This is a genomic window from Aquimarina sp. 433 (assembly GCF_054054605.1).
The window spans coordinates 88,996-107,738 of sequence record NZ_JBSWZK010000008.1 but is presented as its reverse complement, the minus strand read 5'-3'; the positions used below and the strand labels follow the sequence as shown (position 1 = coordinate 107,738).

The 18,743-nt window shown below is 32.3% G+C and carries 15 protein-coding genes; 9 read left to right on the top strand and 6 right to left on the bottom strand.

Translation table 11 applies throughout. The annotated features are described in order from the left end of the window. Positions 1-18 precede the first annotated feature (18 nt). The 3 genes from ACWNT5_RS16570 to porX form a co-directional block, all read right to left on the bottom strand. Positions 19-543: a hypothetical protein gene (locus ACWNT5_RS16570; RefSeq protein WP_299601860.1), complete on the bottom strand. Its 525-nt coding sequence runs from the start codon at positions 541-543 to the stop codon at positions 19-21. 375 nt (positions 544-918) lie between these two features. Further along, the gene (tsaE, locus tag ACWNT5_RS16565) at positions 919-1,323 is read right to left on the bottom strand and encodes a tRNA (adenosine(37)-N6)-threonylcarbamoyltransferase complex ATPase subunit type 1 TsaE (protein ID WP_456517962.1); all 405 of its coding nucleotides are present in this window, start codon (positions 1,321-1,323) and stop codon (positions 919-921) included. Positions 1,324-1,428: 105 nt separating this feature from the next. Further along, on the bottom strand, positions 1,429-2,979 hold the full coding sequence (gene porX, locus ACWNT5_RS16560; protein ID WP_299601854.1) for a T9SS response regulator signal transducer PorX: 1,551 nt from the start codon (positions 2,977-2,979) through the stop codon (positions 1,429-1,431). Positions 2,980-3,174: 195 nt separating this feature from the next. Here porX and ACWNT5_RS16555 point away from each other — a divergent pair, with 195 nt between their 5' ends. The 9 genes from ACWNT5_RS16555 to ACWNT5_RS16515 all read left to right on the top strand — a co-directional run bounded on the left by ACWNT5_RS16555 (position 3,175) and on the right by ACWNT5_RS16515 (position 13,856). Further along, entirely contained in the window at positions 3,175-4,404 is a 1,230-nt protein-coding gene (locus ACWNT5_RS16555; RefSeq protein ID WP_456517961.1) for an HD domain-containing protein, read from the top strand. A gap of 25 nt (positions 4,405-4,429) precedes the next feature. Further along, a complete protein-coding gene (gene lpxD / locus ACWNT5_RS16550) occupies positions 4,430-5,458 on the top strand; it encodes a UDP-3-O-(3-hydroxymyristoyl)glucosamine N-acyltransferase (protein ID WP_456517960.1) in 1,029 nt (342 codons plus the stop codon). After that, positions 5,451-6,854 (top strand): bifunctional UDP-3-O-[3-hydroxymyristoyl] N-acetylglucosamine deacetylase/3-hydroxyacyl-ACP dehydratase, encoded by a 1,404-nt coding sequence (locus ACWNT5_RS16545; RefSeq protein ID WP_456517959.1) that lies wholly within the window; start codon positions 5,451-5,453, stop codon positions 6,852-6,854. The genes lpxD and ACWNT5_RS16545 overlap by 8 nt, the downstream gene beginning before the upstream one ends. 48 nt (positions 6,855-6,902) lie before the next feature. Continuing rightward, a complete protein-coding gene (lpxA, locus tag ACWNT5_RS16540; RefSeq protein WP_299601847.1) occupies positions 6,903-7,685 on the top strand; it encodes an acyl-ACP--UDP-N-acetylglucosamine O-acyltransferase in 783 nt (260 codons plus the stop codon). A 35-nt stretch (positions 7,686-7,720) separates the two neighbouring features. Then, entirely contained in the window at positions 7,721-8,287 is a 567-nt protein-coding gene (gene efp / locus ACWNT5_RS16535; protein WP_299601844.1) for an elongation factor P, read from the top strand. 29 nt (positions 8,288-8,316) lie between these two features. Further along, positions 8,317-9,255 carry a UDP-3-O-(3-hydroxymyristoyl)glucosamine N-acyltransferase gene (locus tag ACWNT5_RS16530; protein WP_456517958.1) on the top strand — a complete coding sequence of 313 codons (939 nt, stop codon included), beginning with the start codon at positions 8,317-8,319 and terminating at the stop codon, positions 9,253-9,255. Beyond that, the gene (locus tag ACWNT5_RS16525; RefSeq protein WP_299601838.1) at positions 9,248-9,655 is read left to right on the top strand and encodes a nuclear transport factor 2 family protein; all 408 of its coding nucleotides are present in this window, start codon (positions 9,248-9,250) and stop codon (positions 9,653-9,655) included. The genes ACWNT5_RS16530 and ACWNT5_RS16525 overlap by 8 nt, the downstream gene beginning before the upstream one ends. Before the next feature lie 167 nt (positions 9,656-9,822). Further along, on the top strand, positions 9,823-10,695 hold the full coding sequence (gene sucD / locus ACWNT5_RS16520) for a succinate--CoA ligase subunit alpha (RefSeq protein WP_299601834.1): 873 nt from the start codon (positions 9,823-9,825) through the stop codon (positions 10,693-10,695). Positions 10,696-10,871: 176 nt separating this feature from the next. Next, the gene (locus tag ACWNT5_RS16515; RefSeq protein WP_456517957.1) at positions 10,872-13,856 is read left to right on the top strand and encodes a M16 family metallopeptidase; all 2,985 of its coding nucleotides are present in this window, start codon (positions 10,872-10,874) and stop codon (positions 13,854-13,856) included. A gap of 89 nt (positions 13,857-13,945) precedes the next feature. Here the strand turns inward: ACWNT5_RS16515 and ACWNT5_RS16510 are convergent, their stop codons facing one another. From ACWNT5_RS16510 to ACWNT5_RS16500, 3 genes are all read right to left on the bottom strand, one after another. Continuing rightward, positions 13,946-15,637 (bottom strand): sodium:solute symporter, encoded by a 1,692-nt coding sequence (locus ACWNT5_RS16510; RefSeq protein WP_299601828.1) that lies wholly within the window; start codon positions 15,635-15,637, stop codon positions 13,946-13,948. A 185-nt stretch (positions 15,638-15,822) separates the two neighbouring features. Beyond that, a complete protein-coding gene (locus ACWNT5_RS16505; protein WP_299601825.1) occupies positions 15,823-16,197 on the bottom strand; it encodes a VOC family protein in 375 nt (124 codons plus the stop codon). Between the two features lie 18 nt (positions 16,198-16,215). Beyond that, positions 16,216-18,717, bottom strand: coding sequence for a PIG-L family deacetylase (locus tag ACWNT5_RS16500; RefSeq protein WP_456517956.1), 2,502 nt, complete (start codon positions 18,715-18,717; stop codon positions 16,216-16,218). Between the last annotated feature and the right edge of the window lie 26 nt (positions 18,718-18,743).

The window sequence follows — 18,743 nt, the reverse complement described above, 5'->3', positions numbered from 1 at the left end:
AATAATTGAATACTAATTTTAGCGTAATCTATTCCACCAGGATTTTTTATTAGACTTTTTTAGGGCATCCAATTCTGATAAATCGATGTTATGAATTTTATCAAAAACCTTAGTTCTAATACTATAAACAATGCTTAAAACTATTATTACTACTGGTATCAAATAATAAAAGTGATCATTATCTATAAATTCCGAATCTTCAAGAATAATAGAAGCTAATTGAAATGAATATAAGGAAATAGGGATTAAAATAACTAAATACCACCAGTGCTTGCAGGTAAAAAACCAAATGATAAATAGTAACAAGGGGATAAGTTTTCCTAATACTACCCACACAAATACATTAACGCTTTCATAATATTTGCTTTGGTAAGTAAAAAAAGAACTTTCCCAGATGGCACCATCTGGGAAAATATCATTGATATAAAATAAAAACGGTATAGTTGCTATGGAAATAACAATAATATTAGTTCGAACTAGGTACCTTGATTTTTTTCTTTGGGACTGACATTGGTATTGAGTATCCTTTTTTGTTTCTGACATTTTGTGTGATTGAGGTATCGGATGTTGGTTGGGTTTGGTTTTCTACATCGGAGAACATGTAGATAGATAAGCTAAAGAAAAAACTGAAAAAAAGTGTTGTCGTGATTTTCATTATAATAGGGATTTAATTAGTTATGGCCCCAAACATATAAGAAAATCCAACAGTCAATCGAATCAAAAAAATTGTAGTTTTGCAAGCCGTAAGCAAGCGTTTTTAGTACTGAGAAAAAGTATACTTCTTACGTAGAAACTGTCGAAAAACATATTTTTGCCGATTAAATACTTGTAAAAAACAACAATAAAAATAGTTTTTTATTAGTGTAAGAAAAAGCGTTAGTCTGTTAAATTTTATTAAAACGGGTTTTTTAACATTTTTTACCCCAATAATAGTACTCTTTTACCATCGTCTTGGAGCTCAATTTTAACTTTAACACTATCATTAGGCAATAAATTGGCAATTTTTTCTGGCCATTCTATAAATAGCCATGCATCAGAATCAAGATATTCTTCAAAACCGATGTCGTAGGCTTCCTCTTCTTGTTTGATTCTATAAAAATCGAAATGATAAATGGTGTCGTTTTTACCCTGATATTCGTTCACTAAAGAATAGGTAGGGCTGGAGATCGTATCAACGACACCTAATTGGTTGCATATTTCTTTAATAAGTGTTGTTTTACCAACGCCCATTTCTGCATCAAACAATAATATTTTGTGGGTAGCATTGTTAATAATTTCTTCAGCTGTCTTTGAGAGCTCTTCTAAGGTATAGGTAATCTTCACAGTACTATTTTTTGTTAGTGCAACATACTACATAAAATAAGAGTATGCAATATGATATTTTTCATATCGTATACTCTGTATAAGTTATATGATAAAGTCTATATGCTATCTTGGTTTTAATACCGCAAAAGGAATAATCATTTCTTCTAAGGATACACCTCCGTGTTGATAGGTGTTTCTGTAATAGCTTACATAATGATTGTAATTATTTGGGTACGCAAAGAAATAATCACCTTTGGCAAATATGAAAGAACTACTCATATTAATAGAAGGTAAATGAATTGTTTTTGGATTTGTGGCGGCCAATACTTCTTTATCCTCATAAGTAAGACTTTTACCAGTCTTATATCTTAAATTTAAACTAGTGTTTTTGTCTCCTATTACTTTAGAAGGGTTTTTAACGTTAATAGTCCCATGATCAGTAGTGATCAATAGTTTGAAGCCCATTTGCTGAGCTTGTTGTATCATCTCTAATAAAGGCGAGTTTTTAAACCAGCTTTGTGTAAGAGAGCGATATGACTTGTCATTAGAAGCTAATTCTTTAATAACTTCCATTTCTGTTTTACTGTGTGATAGCATATCTACAAAGTTGTATACAACCACAGTTAGGTCATTATCCTTGAGTCCTTTGAAATTAGCGGCTAGAGTTTTACCGGATCTCTCGTTTGTAATTTTATAATATTCGTGTTTAATATCTAATCCTAATCGTTGTAATTGCGCCGTTAAGAATTCATTTTCATTCATGTTCTTACCACCTTCATCTACATCATCTAACCATAGATCAGGATGTCTCTTTTTCATATCCGCTGGCATTAACCCAGAAAAGATAGCATTTCTTGCATATTGTGTGGCAGTTGGTAAAATACTGCAATACGATAATTCTTCTTCTTTCTTGTAATAATTATTTACAATAGGTTCAAAAGCTTTCCATTGATCATACCTTAAATTGTCTATTACAATAAATAATGTAGGTTGCTCTTTGCTAAGTTCAGGAACTACTTTTTCTTTAAATAAAGTATGCGACATGATTGGCGCTTCTTCATTACCATTAAACCAATCAGGGTAGTTTTTGTCTATAAATTTACAGAACTGGGAATTAGCTTCTACTTTTTGAGACTCCAAAATCTCAAACATTCCAGTATCTTCTATATCTTCTAATTGGATCTCCCAATACAACAATTTTTGATACAATTCTACCCATTCGGAATAAGAGTTTACCATAGCCATATCCATAGCAATCTTTCTAAATTCTTGCTGATAGTTAGAAGTAGTCTTTTCGGATACTAATCTAGAGTGATCTAAGTTCTTTTTTAAACTCAATAAAATCTGGTTAGGATTTACAGGCTTAATAAGATAGTCAGCAATTTTACTTCCTATAGCTTCTTCCATGATATATTCCTCTTCACTTTTGGTAATCATTACTACAGGAAGACTATCATTTTTTTCTTTAATCTCTGCTAAAGTATCTATTCCAGAAAGTCCAGGCATGTTTTCGTCCAAAAATACGATGTCAAAGTTTTGGTTTTCTAATGTTTCTATGGCTTCTGTACCACTTTGACATTTGGTAACCTCATAGTTTTTCTTTTCCAAGAATAATATGTGTGGTTTTAATAGATCAATTTCATCATCTACCCAAAGTATCTTTATGTTGCTCATGCGATGTTAATTTTATATGTTTATGAATAATAGTTAACCCTAATTGATCACTATTATTTAGATATGTTTCGTATATATAATGGACTCTTTCTTTTTTCAAGAATTACAATTTCACGTTTTAAATATAATATGTTAATTGATAATTCGTAATTCTAATGGTAGAAATATATATTTGTTAACAAAAGTATAGTAAACTTGAAAAAAAGAAATAAGCTTAAAATATTAAACGATCCAATTTACGGTTTTATTACCATACCTAATGAACTAATTTTTGATCTTATTGAGCATCGTTACTTTCAGCGATTACGAAGAATATCTCAAATGGGATTATCTTATTTAGTATATCCAGGTGCTCATCATACACGATTTCATCATGCACTAGGATGTATGCATTTAATGCAAAATGCAGTACGAGTACTTCGTTTTAAGGGAGTTCAGATATCCTCTGAAGAGGAAGATGCTTTGTACATTGCTATTTTACTTCATGATATTGGTCATGGTCCTTTTTCTCATGCCATGGAACATAGTATAGTAAATGAAGTAAACCATGAATCCATTTCTTTAATGTTTATGGAAAAAATTAATGCTGAATTTAACGGGAGTTTAACGCTTGCTATTCAAATTTTTAAAGGAGAATATCATCGCAACTTTCTTCATCAGCTAATTTCTGGACAATTAGATATGGATCGCCTGGACTATCTAAAGAGAGATAGTTTTTATACAGGTGTCGCAGAAGGAAATATTAATAGCGAACGTTTGATTACCATGCTCAATGTGGTAAAAGACGAATTGGTAGTAGAAGAAAAAGGAATATATTCTGTAGAGAAGTTTTTATTAGCACGTAGATTAATGTATTGGCAGGTATATCTGCATAAAACTAGTTTGGTAGCAGAAAGCTTATTAATTAGAGTGTTAAAAAGAGCAAAGGAGCTAGTAGAGCGTGGCGAAAAACTGCATGCTAGCAAACCATTACTGTTCTTTCTGGAGAACAAAATTGATTCTGATAATTTTACAGATGAAGTCTTAGAAACATTTTCCAAACTAGACGATTATGATGTGGTGTCTGCTATGAAAGAATGGGCAACATCTGAGGATTTTGTTTTACGTAATTTATGTAAAATGATTATCGAAAGAGATTTGCTAAGAATCAAGATTAAGAAGAAGAAATTTAACGAAGAAAAAATAGAGAAGCGCATACAGGATTTTAAAGTTAAATCTAATATTTCTGAAGAAGAAGCACGTTATTTTGTGTTTACCGGAATGATTGCAAATCAGGCGTATCATCAAAATAAGCAGAATATTAATATCCTATATAAATCGAGCAAAATAGTTGATATTGTGAGTGCTACAGATCAATTTAATTTAAAGGCTTTGTCAAAACCGGTAACTAAATATTTTATCTGTTATCCAAAGTACATAGATTAAGACATTTTTTATACTTTTGTTGCTAATGATTTTTACAGCCACACAAATTGCAGGTATTCTAAATGGTGAAATCGAAGGAGATGAAACCGTAGAAGTATCGAAGCTAGCAAAGATAGAAGAAGGAACTAAAGGTTCGTTAACATTCTTATCTAATCCCAAATATACTCCGTATATATATTCTACCGATGCATCCATTACTATCGTGGATAAAACGTTCGAAGCAGAATCAGATATAAAAACTACTTTAATAAGAGTAGATGATGCTTATAAAGCGTTTTCGCAGTTACTAGATTACTATAATATGGTAAAAATGAATAAGACAGGTATAGAACAACCTAGTTTTATTTCTAAAAGCGCGAAGTACGGAGAAAATATGTATTTAGGAGCATTCTCTTATTTAGGAGATAATGTAACCATTGGAGAGAATGCCAAAATTTATCCTAATGTATATATAGGAGATAATGTTACTATTGGTAATAACGTTATTGTTTTTGCTGGAGCAAAAATATACTCCGAATCTGTTATTGGAGATGAATGTGTTATTCATAGCGGTGCTATTGTAGGAGCTGATGGTTTTGGATTTACACCAAATGAGAAAGGAGAATATAGTAAGGTACCGCAAACTGGTAATGTAATTATAGAATCCAACGTAGATGTAGGAGCAGGAACTACTATAGATCGTGCAACCTTAGGATCAACTATAATTAGAAAAGGAGTAAAGCTTGATAATCAAATCCAGATTGCTCATAATGTAGAAATAGGAGAGCATACAGCAATTGCTGCTCAAACTGGTATTGCAGGATCTACCAAAATTGGTAAACACTGTTTAATTGGTGGACAAGTGGGTATTGCTGGACACCTAGTTATAGGAAATAAGGTAAGAATTCAAGCGCAATCTGGAATAGGAAGAAATATAAAAGATGGAGAAGCGATACAAGGATCTCCAGCCTTAGGGTACTCAGATTATAATAAATCTTATGTACACTTTAAAAATTTGCCCAAAATTGTTGATAGAATATACAAACTTGAGAAAAAGATAGATGACAATGAGTGATTCCGTTGTAAATAAACAAAGAACTATTCAAAAAGAAGTGGAGCTAAAAGGAGTAGGGCTTCACACGGGAAAAGAAGTAACACTAACCTTTAAACCGGCTCCTGAAAACCACGGATATGCTTTTTGTCGGGTTGATTTAGAAGGTAGTCCAATCATTGAAGCAGATGCAAACTATGTTGTGAATACTCAGAGAGGAACAAATCTTGAGAAAAACGGTGTAAGTATTCAAACTTCAGAGCATGTGCTTGCTGCTTGTGTTGGGTTAGAAATAGACAACCTTTTAATAGAATTAAATGCTTCGGAACCTCCTATAATGGATGGGTCTAGTAAGTTTTTTATAAAAGCTTTAGAAGAAGCTGGTATTGTAGAGCAGGAGGTAGAAAGAGATGAATATGTTGTAAAAGACGTTATCTCTTATACCGATGAAGAGTCTGGTAGCGAAATTATCGTAATGCCTTCGGATGAATACCAAGTGACCACAATGGTTGATTTCGGAACAAAGGTTTTAGGAACTCAAAATGCTTCCTTAAAACATATTTCAGATTTTAAAGAAGAAATTGCCGATGCTAGAACCTTTAGTTTTTTACACGAATTAGAAATGCTGTTAGAGCATGGTCTAATTAAAGGAGGAGATTTAAATAATGCCATCGTATATGTGGACAAGGAATTAAGTCCAGATACTATGGAAAAGCTTAAAGTTGCTTTTGGTAAAGAATCCATAGCTATAAAGCCTAACGGAATTTTGGATAACCTTACGTTGCATTATCCCAATGAAGCGGCTAGACATAAATTATTAGATGTCATAGGAGATTTAGCACTTATTGGTACTCGCATTAAAGGAAAAATCATAGCGAACAAACCAGGGCATTATGTGAATACACAGTTTGCTAAGAAATTAGCAAAGATTATTAAGATCGAAAAAAGAAATAAAGTTCCTCAGTTTGATCTCAACAAGGAACCTTTAATGGATATTAATAAAATTATGTCTATGCTTCCTCATAGACCGCCATTTTTATTAATTGACAGGATTTTGGAGATGTCTGATAGACATGTTGTAGGAATGAAAAATGTTACTATGAACGAGCCTTTTTTTGTAGGGCATTTTCCTGGTGCGCCAGTAATGCCAGGTGTTATGCAAGTTGAGGCAATGGCTCAAACCGGAGGGATTTTAGCATTAAGTACCGTTCCAGATCCTGAAAATTATTTAACTTATTTCATGAAAATTGATAAAGTTAAATTCAAGCAACAAGTACTTCCAGGAGATACCTTAATATTTAAATTAGAATTACTTACTCCTATAAGAAGAGGTATTTGTCATATGCAAGGTTTTGCTTACGCTAATGGAAAATTGGTTACAGAAGCAGAACTTATGGCACAAATAGTTAAATCAAAATAATTATTTAGTATATTTTAAAGTTATATACTAACATATAAAACGAAATTCATGAATCAGCCTTTAGCTTACGTTCATCCGGGTGCAAAAATTGCAAAAAATGTAGTTATTGAACCTTTTACAACGATTCATAATAATGTAGTTATAGGAGAAGGAACCTGGATTGGTTCTAATGTTACTATTATGGAAGGTGCTCGAATAGGAAAAAATTGTAATATATTTCCTGGAGCTGTAATATCAGCCGTGCCTCAAGATAAAAAGTTTAATGATGAAGATACGACTACTGAAATAGGTGATAACACAACGATTAGAGAGTGTGTTACTATCAACAGAGGTACAACAGATAGAATGAAAACTAAGATTGGGAAAAACTGTTGGATTATGGCGTATTGTCATATAGCTCATGATTGTATTGTTGGTGACAATTGTATTTTTTCTAACAATAGTACATTAGCAGGTCATATTAACGTTGGAGATCATGTGGTTTTAGCAGGAATGGCTGCTGTTCAGCAGTTCTGTAGTATAGGAAATCATGCCTTTGTAACAGGTGGTTCTTTGGTAAGAAAAGATGTACCACCTTATGTAAAAGCCGCTCGTGAACCGCTTTCATATGTGGGAATTAATTCAATTGGCCTTCGAAGAAGAGGTTTTTCTACAGAAAAAATAAGAGAAATACAGTCTATCTATAGAATCTTGTACCAAAGTAATTATAATAACACTCAGGCAGTAGCGATAATTGAAGCAGAAATGGAAGCTACACCAGAGAGAGATGAAGTTTTAGAGTTTATTAAAAACTCTCAAAGAGGTATCATGAAAGGATATTTCTCTAATTAGAATAAAAATAAGATAACAAGTAACAAAGAAAAGCGATGGCAAGTACTAGTGATATTAGAAATGGATTGTGTATACGATATAATCATGATATCTATAAAATTATAGAATTTTTACACGTAAAACCAGGAAAAGGACCTGCTTTTGTGCGTACAAAACTGAAAAGTGTGACAACAGGAAAGGTAATTGATAATACATTTTCCGCGGGTCATAAAATAGATGATGTACGTGTAGAAACGCATAAATTTCAGTATTTATATGCAGAGGGTGATACCTTTCACTTCATGAATACAGAAGATTATAATCAGATAACTTTAGAAAAATCTACGTTAGATGCTCCAGAATTATTAAAAGAAGGAGAGATTGTTACGGTAATCATTAATTCTGAGGATCAAATGCCTCTTTCTGTAGAGATGCCAGCAAGCGTTATTCTTGAAGTTACCGCTACAGAACCTGGTGTAAAAGGAAATACAGCAACTAATGCTACAAAACCTGCTACTGTAGAAACAGGAGCAGAAGTTATGGTGCCTCTTTTTATAAACGAAGGAGATAAAATCAAAATTGAGACAGAAAAAGGTACTTATAAAGAACGTATTAAGGAGTAATTCTTACGTTTTTTGAATTTTGTTTTAAAATGAAGTTTCCTCAAACGCATACACTACAACAAATAGCTACTATTATCTCTTCAGAGTTTGTGGGTAGTCCAGATTTTCCCGTTGAAGGCATGAATGAAATTCATGTAGTAACTCCGGGAGATATTGTTTTCGTTGATCACCCTAAGTATTATGATAAAGCCTTAGAAAGTGCAGCGACTGTGGTATTGATAAATAAAAAGGTAGACTGCCCTAAAGGAAAAGCTTTGTTGATATCGGATGATCCTTTCAGAGACTTTAATATATTAACAAATTACTTTAAACCTTTTGAAAAGGCAACAGCTTTGATTTCTTCTACATCTACAATAGGAAAGAATTCAGTTATACAGCCAGGAGCTTTTATTGGAAATAATGTAGAAATTGGTGATAATTGTTTAATTCATGCTAATGTAAGCGTGTATGATGGAACAATTATCGGTAATAATGTAACTATCCATTCAGGTACTGTATTAGGAGCTGATGCTTTTTATTATAAAAACCGACCAGAAGGATTTGATAAGTTAGTTTCTGGAGGTCGAGTAGTCATAGAAGATGATGTGGATCTTGGTTCCTTATGTACTATTGATAGAGGAGTTACAGGAGATACTACTATAAAAAAAGGAACTAAGATTGATAATCAGGTACATATTGGGCATGATACAGTCATTGGTAAAAAATGCTTAATCGCTTCACAGGTAGGTATTGCAGGATGTGTGGTTATTGAAGATGAAGTTACCTTATGGGGACAGGTTGGTGTTACTAGTGGAATTACTATAGGAACAAAAGCAATTGTTTCTGCCCAATCTGGAATTAGTAAATCCTTAGAAGGTAATAAAAGTTATTTTGGAACACCTGCAGATAACTTTAGAAAAAAATATAAAGAGATTGCTGCGATCAGGCAAATTCCTGAATTAATAGAAAAATTGAAGAGTAATGAGTAAAACAGCAAAAGAGGTGGTTAAATCCTTTTACCAAACGGATTTAATACATAATATAGAAGCCTTTTCTGAATATTTACATCCGGAAGTAGAGTTAAATTGGAATAGTAGTTTTGGTTACAATAAAAAAGGGTACGAAGACATTAAAACAATGTTTAAAGAAATGTCGAGTTCCTTTGAAACTTTCAAATGTGAAATAAGTCATCTTTTGGAAGAAAATGGAATGGTTACAATTAGATATACTTATTTGGCTAAAACCATCGAACAACCGGATACAGAAGAAGTCATTGCTCATTTTATTGCTATTTGGGAGCTAAAAGATGATAAATTATATCGAGGTTATCAGATAAGTCAACAAGGAGATACTTCTCAAGAAAATTTAAAATCGTTTTTAACAAGTTAGTTTTATTCATTTCTAAGAAATGATAGTTCGTTTTTGAAAAAAAGTACAATGAATATTTAGATAAAATTAAAAAGTGTAAAAAAAATATTTTTTTGACTTTTCATTTTAACTATCGTATCCAAAACCGTACTTTTGAAACTGCTAAAAAATAAAAAAATAATAACGCAATGAGTGTTCTAGTAAATAAGGATTCTAAAATAATAGTTCAAGGTTTTACAGGTAGTGAAGGTACTTTTCATGCAGGTCAAATGATTGAATATGGTACAAATGTAGTTGGTGGTGTTACTCCAGGAAAAGGGGGACAAACTCATCTAGATAAACCAGTTTTTAATACTGTAGAAGAAGCAGTTAAAGAAGTTGGAGCAGATACTACTATTATTTTTGTTCCGCCAGCATTTGCAGCTGATGCAATAATGGAAGCTGCTGATGCAGGAATAAAAGTTATTATCACTATAACGGAAGGAATTCCAGTAGCAGACATGATTACTGCTTCTAATTATATCAAAGACAAAGGATGCAGGCTTATTGGACCTAACTGTCCAGGAGTAATCACTCCAGGAGAAGCAAAAGTTGGTATCATGCCAGGATTTGTTTTTAAGAAAGGAAATGTTGGGATCGTTTCTAAATCAGGAACTTTAACTTATGAAGCTGCTGATCAGGTGGTGAAGGAAGGATTAGGAATTACAACAGCTATCGGAATTGGTGGAGATCCAATTATAGGAACAACAACAAAAGAAGCTGTAGAATTATTGATCAATGATCCTGAAACAAGTTGTGTTGTAATGATTGGAGAAATCGGAGGACAATTAGAAGCTGATGCTGCAAGATGGATAAAAGAAAGCGGTACTACGAAGCCTGTTGTTGGATTTATTGCTGGTGAGACTGCGCCAGCTGGTCGTACAATGGGACATGCTGGTGCTATAGTTGGTGGAAGTGAAGATACTGCTGCAGCTAAAAAAGCAATTATGAGAGAATGTGGAATACATGTTGTAGATTCTCCTGCTGAGATAGGAAAGAAAGTAGCTGAAGTTTTAGGCTAATCATATAGATATCATCCTTAGTTTATTTTATTAAGGTTTATTACAGAAAAGCATTAGGTAAAATCTAATGCTTTTTTTATACGTTGTTTTGTTAAAGTAATCTTAAAAACTGTAACATATATTAACATTTTGCGTTCAATAGAATATTAAAGATATAATTAACTTAAATTATCTAAATGAAATCATTAAAATCACTCTTACTCTTATGTTTGGTGTTAGTACTAAGTAATTGTAAGGACTCATCTGATCAAAAAACAAAATCTGAAAAAGAGCTCAAAGTAGAAAAACATACAGATGCTTCGGGCTTTTCTTATGAAACAGTTTCCAATGACCCAACTGGTCTTAGACTTTACACGTTGGATAATGGTCTAAAAGTTTATTTAGGCAAAAATCCGGAAGAACCAAAAATTCAAACTCTTATCGCAGTTCGTGCGGGATCTACTTATGATCCAGCTGACAATACGGGATTGGCTCATTATCTAGAGCATATGGTATTTAAAGGTACAGATAAGATTGGTACTCAGGATTTTGAAAAAGAAAGTGTGTTTTTGAAACAAATTTCTGATTTGTATGAAGCACATAAAGCAGAAAAAGATCCAACAAAGAAGAAAGAAATCTATAAAAAAATAGATGAAGTTTCTCTAGAAGCATCTAAAGTATCGATAGCAAATGAATATGACAAGATGGTTAGTTCATTGGGAGCAGAAGGGACAAATGCTTTTACTTCTAATGAACAAACGGTATACGTTAATAAAATACCATCAAATGAACTTGATAAATGGTTAACAGTAGAAAGTGAACGTTTTAGTAAACTAGTATTACGTTTATTTCATACAGAGTTAGAAGCGGTTTATGAAGAATTCAATAGAGGACAGGATAGCGATGGAAGAAAACAATATTTTGCTGTTTTGGAAGGATTGTACCCTACACACCCGTACGGAACTCAATCTACTATAGGAATATCCGAACATCTTAAAAACCCTTCAATGGAAGCAATTCATGCTTATTTTGATAAATATTATGTGCCTAATAATATGGCAGTAATATTAGTTGGTGATATTGACTTTGATTCCACAATTAAAAAAGTGAATGAATCTTTCGGATCTTATAAAAAGAAAGAGGTAACTCATCCAACGTTTGAAGAATTAGCACCACTCACTGCGCCTGTGAAAAAAGAGGTGTATGGTCCAACTGCAGAATCTATATATGTTGCTTTTAGAACAAAAGGAAAAGGAACAGAGCAAGAAGTGATTGTTACTTTAATAGACTATATGCTTGCAAATTCTAGTGCAGGATTAATTGACCTAAACCTTAATCAAAAACAATTGGTACAGAATGCTTCCTCATTTACGAATTTTGACAATGATTATGGATTCCATCTTTTGTATGGTACACCAAAACAAGATCAAACATTGGATGAAGTAAGAGATCTTTTATTACAACAAATTGATAAGATTAAAAAAGGAGAATTTGAAGATTGGCTAATAGACGCAGTAGTTAATGATTTACGTTTGTCTAAAATTAGAGAATATGAAAATGCTTCTTCTACGGCATATGCTTATCTAGATGCTTTTATCGGTTTTCAGGATTGGAAAAATCGTCTGGAAATGTTAGATAGCATGAAAAAAATTACGAAAGAAGAAGTGGTGGCATTTGCTAACGAATTATATGGTAATAACTATGTAGAAGTTCATAAAATCAAAGGTGAGGATAAAAATATTGTAAAGGTCGAAAATCCTGGTATTACTCCTGTAGAATTGAATCGAGGTAAAGAATCTGATTTCTTAAAGGAGTTTAATAAGATAAAAACACCAGCATTAACTCCGCAGTTTGTAGATTATAAGACGGCAATAAAGGATAGTAAAACGAAAAACGGATTATCTATTTCTCATATAGAAAATCCAAATAATGATATTTTTAGTTTAAATATCATATTCGATATGGGGAAAGACCATGATCCAAAAATGTCTTTGGCTGCTGGATATTTAGATTATTTAGGGACTGATAAATATACTCCAGAACAACTTAAACAAGAATTTTATAAGATTGGTGTTAATTATAATGTATTTACAGCAGATGATAAAACTTATGTTGGAATTTCAGGGCTTAAAGAAAATCTTGATGCTGGTTTATCTTTGTTAGAAGATTTATGGAATAATGCGGTTCCTAATCAAGAAACCTACAATAAGTATGTTGAGAAAGTTTTAAAGAGTCGTCAGGATAATAAAACTCAAAAAGGAAATATATTTTGGAATGGACTTATGAGTTATGGTAAATATGGAGAAGAATCTCGTTTACGTAATATTTATACAGCTTCAGAGTTACAAAATATGAAACCTGAAGAATTAGTAAATAAAGTGAAAGAATTACGTAATTACAAACAACGTATTTTCTACTATGGTAAAGATTTAGACGCAGCTGTAGCTTCTTTAGATAAACATCATATTGTAAAATCTGATTTATTAGATTATCCAGAAAAAACTATTTATTTAGAAAAAGAAACAGGAGGGAATGTGTACTTTGTTGATTATGATATGGTACAAAGTGAAATGTTATTACTAGCGAAAGGTGCTGAATTTGACCCTAAGAAAATGGCAGCATCAAGATTATTTAACACTTATTTCGGGAGTGGTTTGTCTTCTATTGTATTCCAGGAAATAAGAGAGTCTAAGTCGTTAGCATATTCTGCCTTTTCTAGTTATAGTCAGGGTAGAGAAGTAGGGACTTCCGATTATGTAATGGCTTATGTAGGAACTCAGGCTAATAAATTGCCTCAAGCTGTAGACGCAATGATGGAACTAATGACAGATATGCCAGAAGCTGAAGAACAATTTAATCAAGCTAAAGAAGCAACATTAAAGAAAATAGCTGCACAACGCATTACCAAGTCTAATATTTTTTGGACTTATGAAGGACTTAAGAAGCGAGGTATTGATAATGACAATAGAGAAGAAATTTACAATACAATTAAGGACATGACCTTAGAAGATCTGAAATCATTTTTTAATGAAAATATCAAAGGAGAAAATTATAATGTTCTTGTGATTGGAAATAAGAAAGATGTGGATATGAGTGCTTTGAAAAAGCTAGGAGAAGTTAAAGAAATGGATATAGACTATTTGTTTAACTATGAAAAGGATAATACTGATCTTAAAATGTAATTTGATCTAATTTTTTAAGAATCTTAAAAGATCTAATATGAAAAATCCACGAATTAACTTCGTGGATTTTTTTATGATGAGATATTAATTTACTCTACTTCAATTTCGCTAGTGGGAATAAAAGGTTCCAGAACAATTGCCATGAACATGACTATTCCACATCCAAGAGCATTTAACCAAAGAAAAGGTAGCCAATCTTGCCACCATACATAAATAATAATAATTTGAGTAATAATGGCAGCCATAAAAACAGCATTACTTTTTACAAATTTTATAAAGAAGGCCAATAAAAAGATTCCTAATACATTTCCATAAAATATAGAACCAATAATATTTACTAATTGAATTAGATTATCAAATAAATTTGCAAAACAGGCGACTAAAATCGCCATTATTCCCCACATAAGGGTGAAAACTTTAGAAGCAGAAACATAGTGTTGTTCACTTTTTTCTTCTTTAATATTTCGTTTGTAAAGATCAATAGCTGTGGTGGAGGCTAAAGCGTTCAATTCTGAAGCTGTAGAAGACATTGCAGCTGATAAAATTACCGCCAATAAAAGCCCAATCAAACCTCGCGGTAAATTATTAAGAATGAAATGGATAAAAACATAATCTTTATCATTTGTTTCTACAGTAGCATCTGCTTCTTTTATCAATTCCTTGGCTCGCTGTCTCGTTTTTTTATCAGAATCCTCTAATGCGATCATTAAATTCCTAGCATCCAAAGACTCTTTTTCATTTTTTGACTGTAAATAATTCTGAACAGATGATTTTTTATATTCCTGAATTTCGGATAATTTTTGCTCCAATTCATTGTATTCCTCTGCATATGGCGTATTCTGAACGGCAAGACTAGCTGCTGGATTAAAATTTAATGGAGCAGCATTAAATTGATAGAATACAAATACCATGACACCAACAAGTAAGATAAAAAACTGCATAGGTATTTTTAGGATACCATTAAATAATAAACCTAGCTGGCTTTCACGAACCGAGCGTCCTGACAAATATCGTTGTACTTGACTTTGATCGGTTCCGAAATAAGATAACATTAAAAATGTTCCACCTATAATCCCTGTCCAAACTGTATATCTATTGCTTAGGTCAAATGAGAAGTCTAAAACCTCCATTTTACCACTAATTCCGGCAATGTCTAATGCATTTGAAAACGTGATGTCTTCCGGTAAGTAGCTAATAATTAGGAAAAAAGCAATAAACATTCCTGTGAATATAATTGCCATTTGCTGCTTTTGAGTTACGCTAACAGCTTTTGTACCTCCTGAAACAGTATAGACAATAACCAAAATACCTATAATAATGTTGAGTGTTGTTAAGTCCCATCCTAAGACTGCTGATAAGATAATAGCTGGTGCAAATATGGTAATTCCCGCTCCTAATCCTCTTTGTACTAAAAAGAAAAATGCAGTGATTGTTCTGGTTTTAAGATCAAAACGATTTTCTAGATATTCATAGGCTGTATAGACTTTTAGCTTATGGTACAACGGAATAAACACAATACAGATTATAATCATCGCGATTGGCAAACCAAAATAAAATTGAACAAAGCCCATTCCACTATGAAATGCTTGTCCAGGTGTTGATAGAAAGGTAATTGCTGATGCTTGGGTAGCCATTACCGATAAACCAATGGTCCACCATTTAGCTTCATTACCACCACGAATATAATCTTGTACATTTTTGCTACCTCTTGTTTTCCAAACACCGTATAAAACAATGAATAATAAGGTTCCAATGAGTACGATCCAGTCTATAAGTTGCATATGTTAGTTAGTTGTATCTTGTCAATAATGACTGTTAATTTTAGAAAATTTTATCTCCTGAATTATTAAGAAAAAGTTGTAGTAATCCAATAAAAGAATGCTAAATAAATGATGTTAGCAATTAATACAACGGTATAAAGTTTTTTCCAAACTATTTTGGGTGAATCACTCATAATAATATTAGTTTACGAAATTTCTGTATTAAATTCACCAATTTGCCATAAAACTCCAGAGGGATCATGAAGAAAAAATACATTTCCCCAATCATTATAGGTTATATCTGTGATTTTAACACCTTTGTATTTGTTTTGTAAATCAAGTTTTTTGATATGATCAAGTGATGATTCTAATTCTTTAACTTCTAAAAATATCATGGAATTATTTACCCAACTTTTAACGTAATAGTCTTGTAAATAAAACCCGAAATTATCCATAAAGAAATAAGACATATTCTGGGGTATTTTTATTTCTTTAAAACCCCAATCCAAGTAAAATTCTCTAGAAACCTTATAATTTTTAGCACCTATAAAGGTTCTAATCGATTTTACATCCAAACTCATGTGATCTAATTAGGTAATTTATTTTCCTAAAGATAACATATTTGCAAATAACCTGTATGCTCCTGATACTCCTGCTGGGAATTCTCTAAAAAAGCTTAAACCTGTATACACATAATACCCTTTTCCATATTTGGTTACTAATAAAGCTCCTTTTTTTGAAGATTCTCCTTTGTCGTTAGCGGCAATAATTGGAGTGTATTCTTTAGACCACTCATTTGGAAAATATAATCCTCTTTCTTGTACCCAACCTTCAAAATCTTTATTGGTAATCTTATTAGGTGTGTTAAGAACAGCATGATCTTCTGCTAATAATTTTATTGCTGCATTTTCGTCAGTAACTCTATCTCTTGATAATTTTAATGGATAAGGTCCCAGATTGTCTGTAACTTTTAACCTTCTATTTGTATTATATTGTATAATTAGATTCCCTCCATTTTTTACGTATTCTAATAAATACTTCTGTCCAAACTTAAGTTCCTCTACGGTGTTATAAGCTCTTATTCCTATTACAATAGCATCAAAAGGAGCTAATGTTTTGGTAGAAATGGATTTAGGAGCTATTGTGGTTACATCATAGCCAATTTGTTGTAAACTTTCAGGAACTACATCTCCCGCACCTTCGATATATCCGATATTCTGTCCTTTTTTCTTAATATCTAGTCTTACAACCTTGGTTTCTGAAGGCAGAATAACCGTCTGGAATGGGATATGATCATAATCTATAGTAATAACTTCATCCGCGTATACTTTCCCATTATTTAATTTTATTCTTGGAGTTATATACCCTTCGTTTTGGTTGGTTGGAGGGGTTAGTGTAAAGGTAACTTTTCTTTCTTCTCCTTTTTGTGTAAGTGTAAAATCAATACTTTCTGGGCTTACTTTCCATCCCTTAGGATGTTGTAAGGAAATAGTTCCAGTAAGATTATGTTCTCCAGCTTTAATTGTTACCGGTACTTCTTTTGCAATATCATTAGCATAAATCATAACCTTGTTAGCTATAGTTGCTGAAATGGCAGGTACGATTTCAAAAGGTTTGTATACTTCTCCTTTTACCGGATCATTGGTTTTATATACTACATCTTTTGAATATGAAATTATTGTTCCATCTATATTAAGTTTAAAGACAGCTTTTATTTGACGGTTTGTTTCAGGATTTCCTATAAGCTCCTGCTTGTCCACCTTGTACATCCCTAATGTACCTTTGGAAGTGAGCCAATATGGACTCGTATTGTTAGCTCCTGAACTGATTTTACCTTTTAATTCTAAGTTAATTCTGTTATTAGTATCTAAAGAAGTGTTTGAATTTTCTGAAGCACCTATGGCACTGATATCAACTGATTGTAATTTCATAGGAATAGTACTTCTGTTGATTGCTTCAATTTTTACGGTAACTTCACTATTCTCTGTGGTATATGCATCTGTAGCAGTCGCTTCAATATACAAACCTGCAGACGCAGCGATGATTTCTTTGATTTCTTTGGATTTAATAGCTTTCCAATGTTCGTTTTCTAATTGCTGAATTAGTTGATATGCCTTTACTAATTGTTTAATAGATGCTGAAGGGTTTTGGAAATCAAAGTTTTTTTCTACTTCATATAAGATATCACCGATTGCTTGCCCACCTTTAACACGATTCCAAGAAGTATCTATCCCATCAAAAATATTAGTCTTATCTTTTGGTAAATCTCCTTTTATTAATTCAACATATTCAGTTTGCTTTCCTCGGGTTCCCGTACTTCCAAATCCTTGAGATTTATGCTGACTTCTACTTAGAGAAGCTATTTCTGTATTAGAAAGTCCTAATTTTTGATAATATACTCCTGTATCAAACTCTAGAAATTTAGATTTATCTGCTTTTTCAAAGTTTTTTCTACTTCCATAAAACCACCAAGACGTATTAAAGAATAATCTTTTTGGTTGCCATGGTTGTACATATGCTAATTGTTCTGGATATATTTTCGGATCCGCAACCAAATCAAATGCTTCGACGCTTAACATAGCAGATGTTGTATGGTGACCATGAGTAGTTCCAGGTGTTCTATGATTGAATCTATTGATTATTACATCAGGTTGAAATTTTCGAATAGCCCAAACAACATCATCTAATACTTCTTTTTTATCCCAAATGGCTAATGTTTCATCTGGGTGTTTCGAAAAACCGAAATCGTTAGCGCGTGTAAAGATCTGTTCTCCACCATCAGTATTTCTTGCAGCTAAAAGTTCTTGTGTTCGTATGACACCTAATAATTCTCGAATTTCAGGACCAATTAGATTTTGACCACCATCACCTCGTGTTAAAGATAAATAGGCTGTTCTTGCCTTAACTTCATTAGCCATGTAAGAAATTAATCTTGTATTTTCATCATCGGGATGTGCAGCGACATATAAAACAGATCCTAAAAAGTTTAACTTTTTAATAGCTTCATGGATTTCTACAGAATTTGGTTTTTGGGGTTGTTGTGCTTCAGTAATATGAATAAAAATAACACTGAATGCTATTACAAAAAGTAAATTTCGCATAATAATTGAATTGATACTTATTTTGA

Coding starts and splice junctions, on each gene's coding strand:
- ACWNT5_RS16530 (WP_456517958.1), top strand. CDS start 8,317: ATGAAGTTTCCTCAAACGCATACACTACAACAAATAGCTACTATTATC.
- ACWNT5_RS16500 (WP_456517956.1), bottom strand. CDS start 18,717: ATGCGAAATTTACTTTTTGTAATAGCATTCAGTGTTATTTTTATTCAT.
- lpxA (WP_299601847.1), top strand. CDS start 6,903: ATGAATCAGCCTTTAGCTTACGTTCATCCGGGTGCAAAAATTGCAAAA.
- lpxD (WP_456517960.1), top strand. CDS start 4,430: ATGATTTTTACAGCCACACAAATTGCAGGTATTCTAAATGGTGAAATC.
- ACWNT5_RS16525 (WP_299601838.1), top strand. CDS start 9,248: ATGAGTAAAACAGCAAAAGAGGTGGTTAAATCCTTTTACCAAACGGAT.
- porX (WP_299601854.1), bottom strand. CDS start 2,979: ATGAGCAACATAAAGATACTTTGGGTAGATGATGAAATTGATCTATTA.
- ACWNT5_RS16510 (WP_299601828.1), bottom strand. CDS start 15,637: ATGCAACTTATAGACTGGATCGTACTCATTGGAACCTTATTATTCATT.
- sucD (WP_299601834.1), top strand. CDS start 9,823: ATGAGTGTTCTAGTAAATAAGGATTCTAAAATAATAGTTCAAGGTTTT.
- efp (WP_299601844.1), top strand. CDS start 7,721: ATGGCAAGTACTAGTGATATTAGAAATGGATTGTGTATACGATATAAT.
- ACWNT5_RS16505 (WP_299601825.1), bottom strand. CDS start 16,197: ATGAGTTTGGATGTAAAATCGATTAGAACCTTTATAGGTGCTAAAAAT.
- ACWNT5_RS16570 (WP_299601860.1), bottom strand. CDS start 543: ATGTCAGAAACAAAAAAGGATACTCAATACCAATGTCAGTCCCAAAGA.
- ACWNT5_RS16545 (WP_456517959.1), top strand. CDS start 5,451: ATGAGTGATTCCGTTGTAAATAAACAAAGAACTATTCAAAAAGAAGTG.
- ACWNT5_RS16515 (WP_456517957.1), top strand. CDS start 10,872: ATGAAATCATTAAAATCACTCTTACTCTTATGTTTGGTGTTAGTACTA.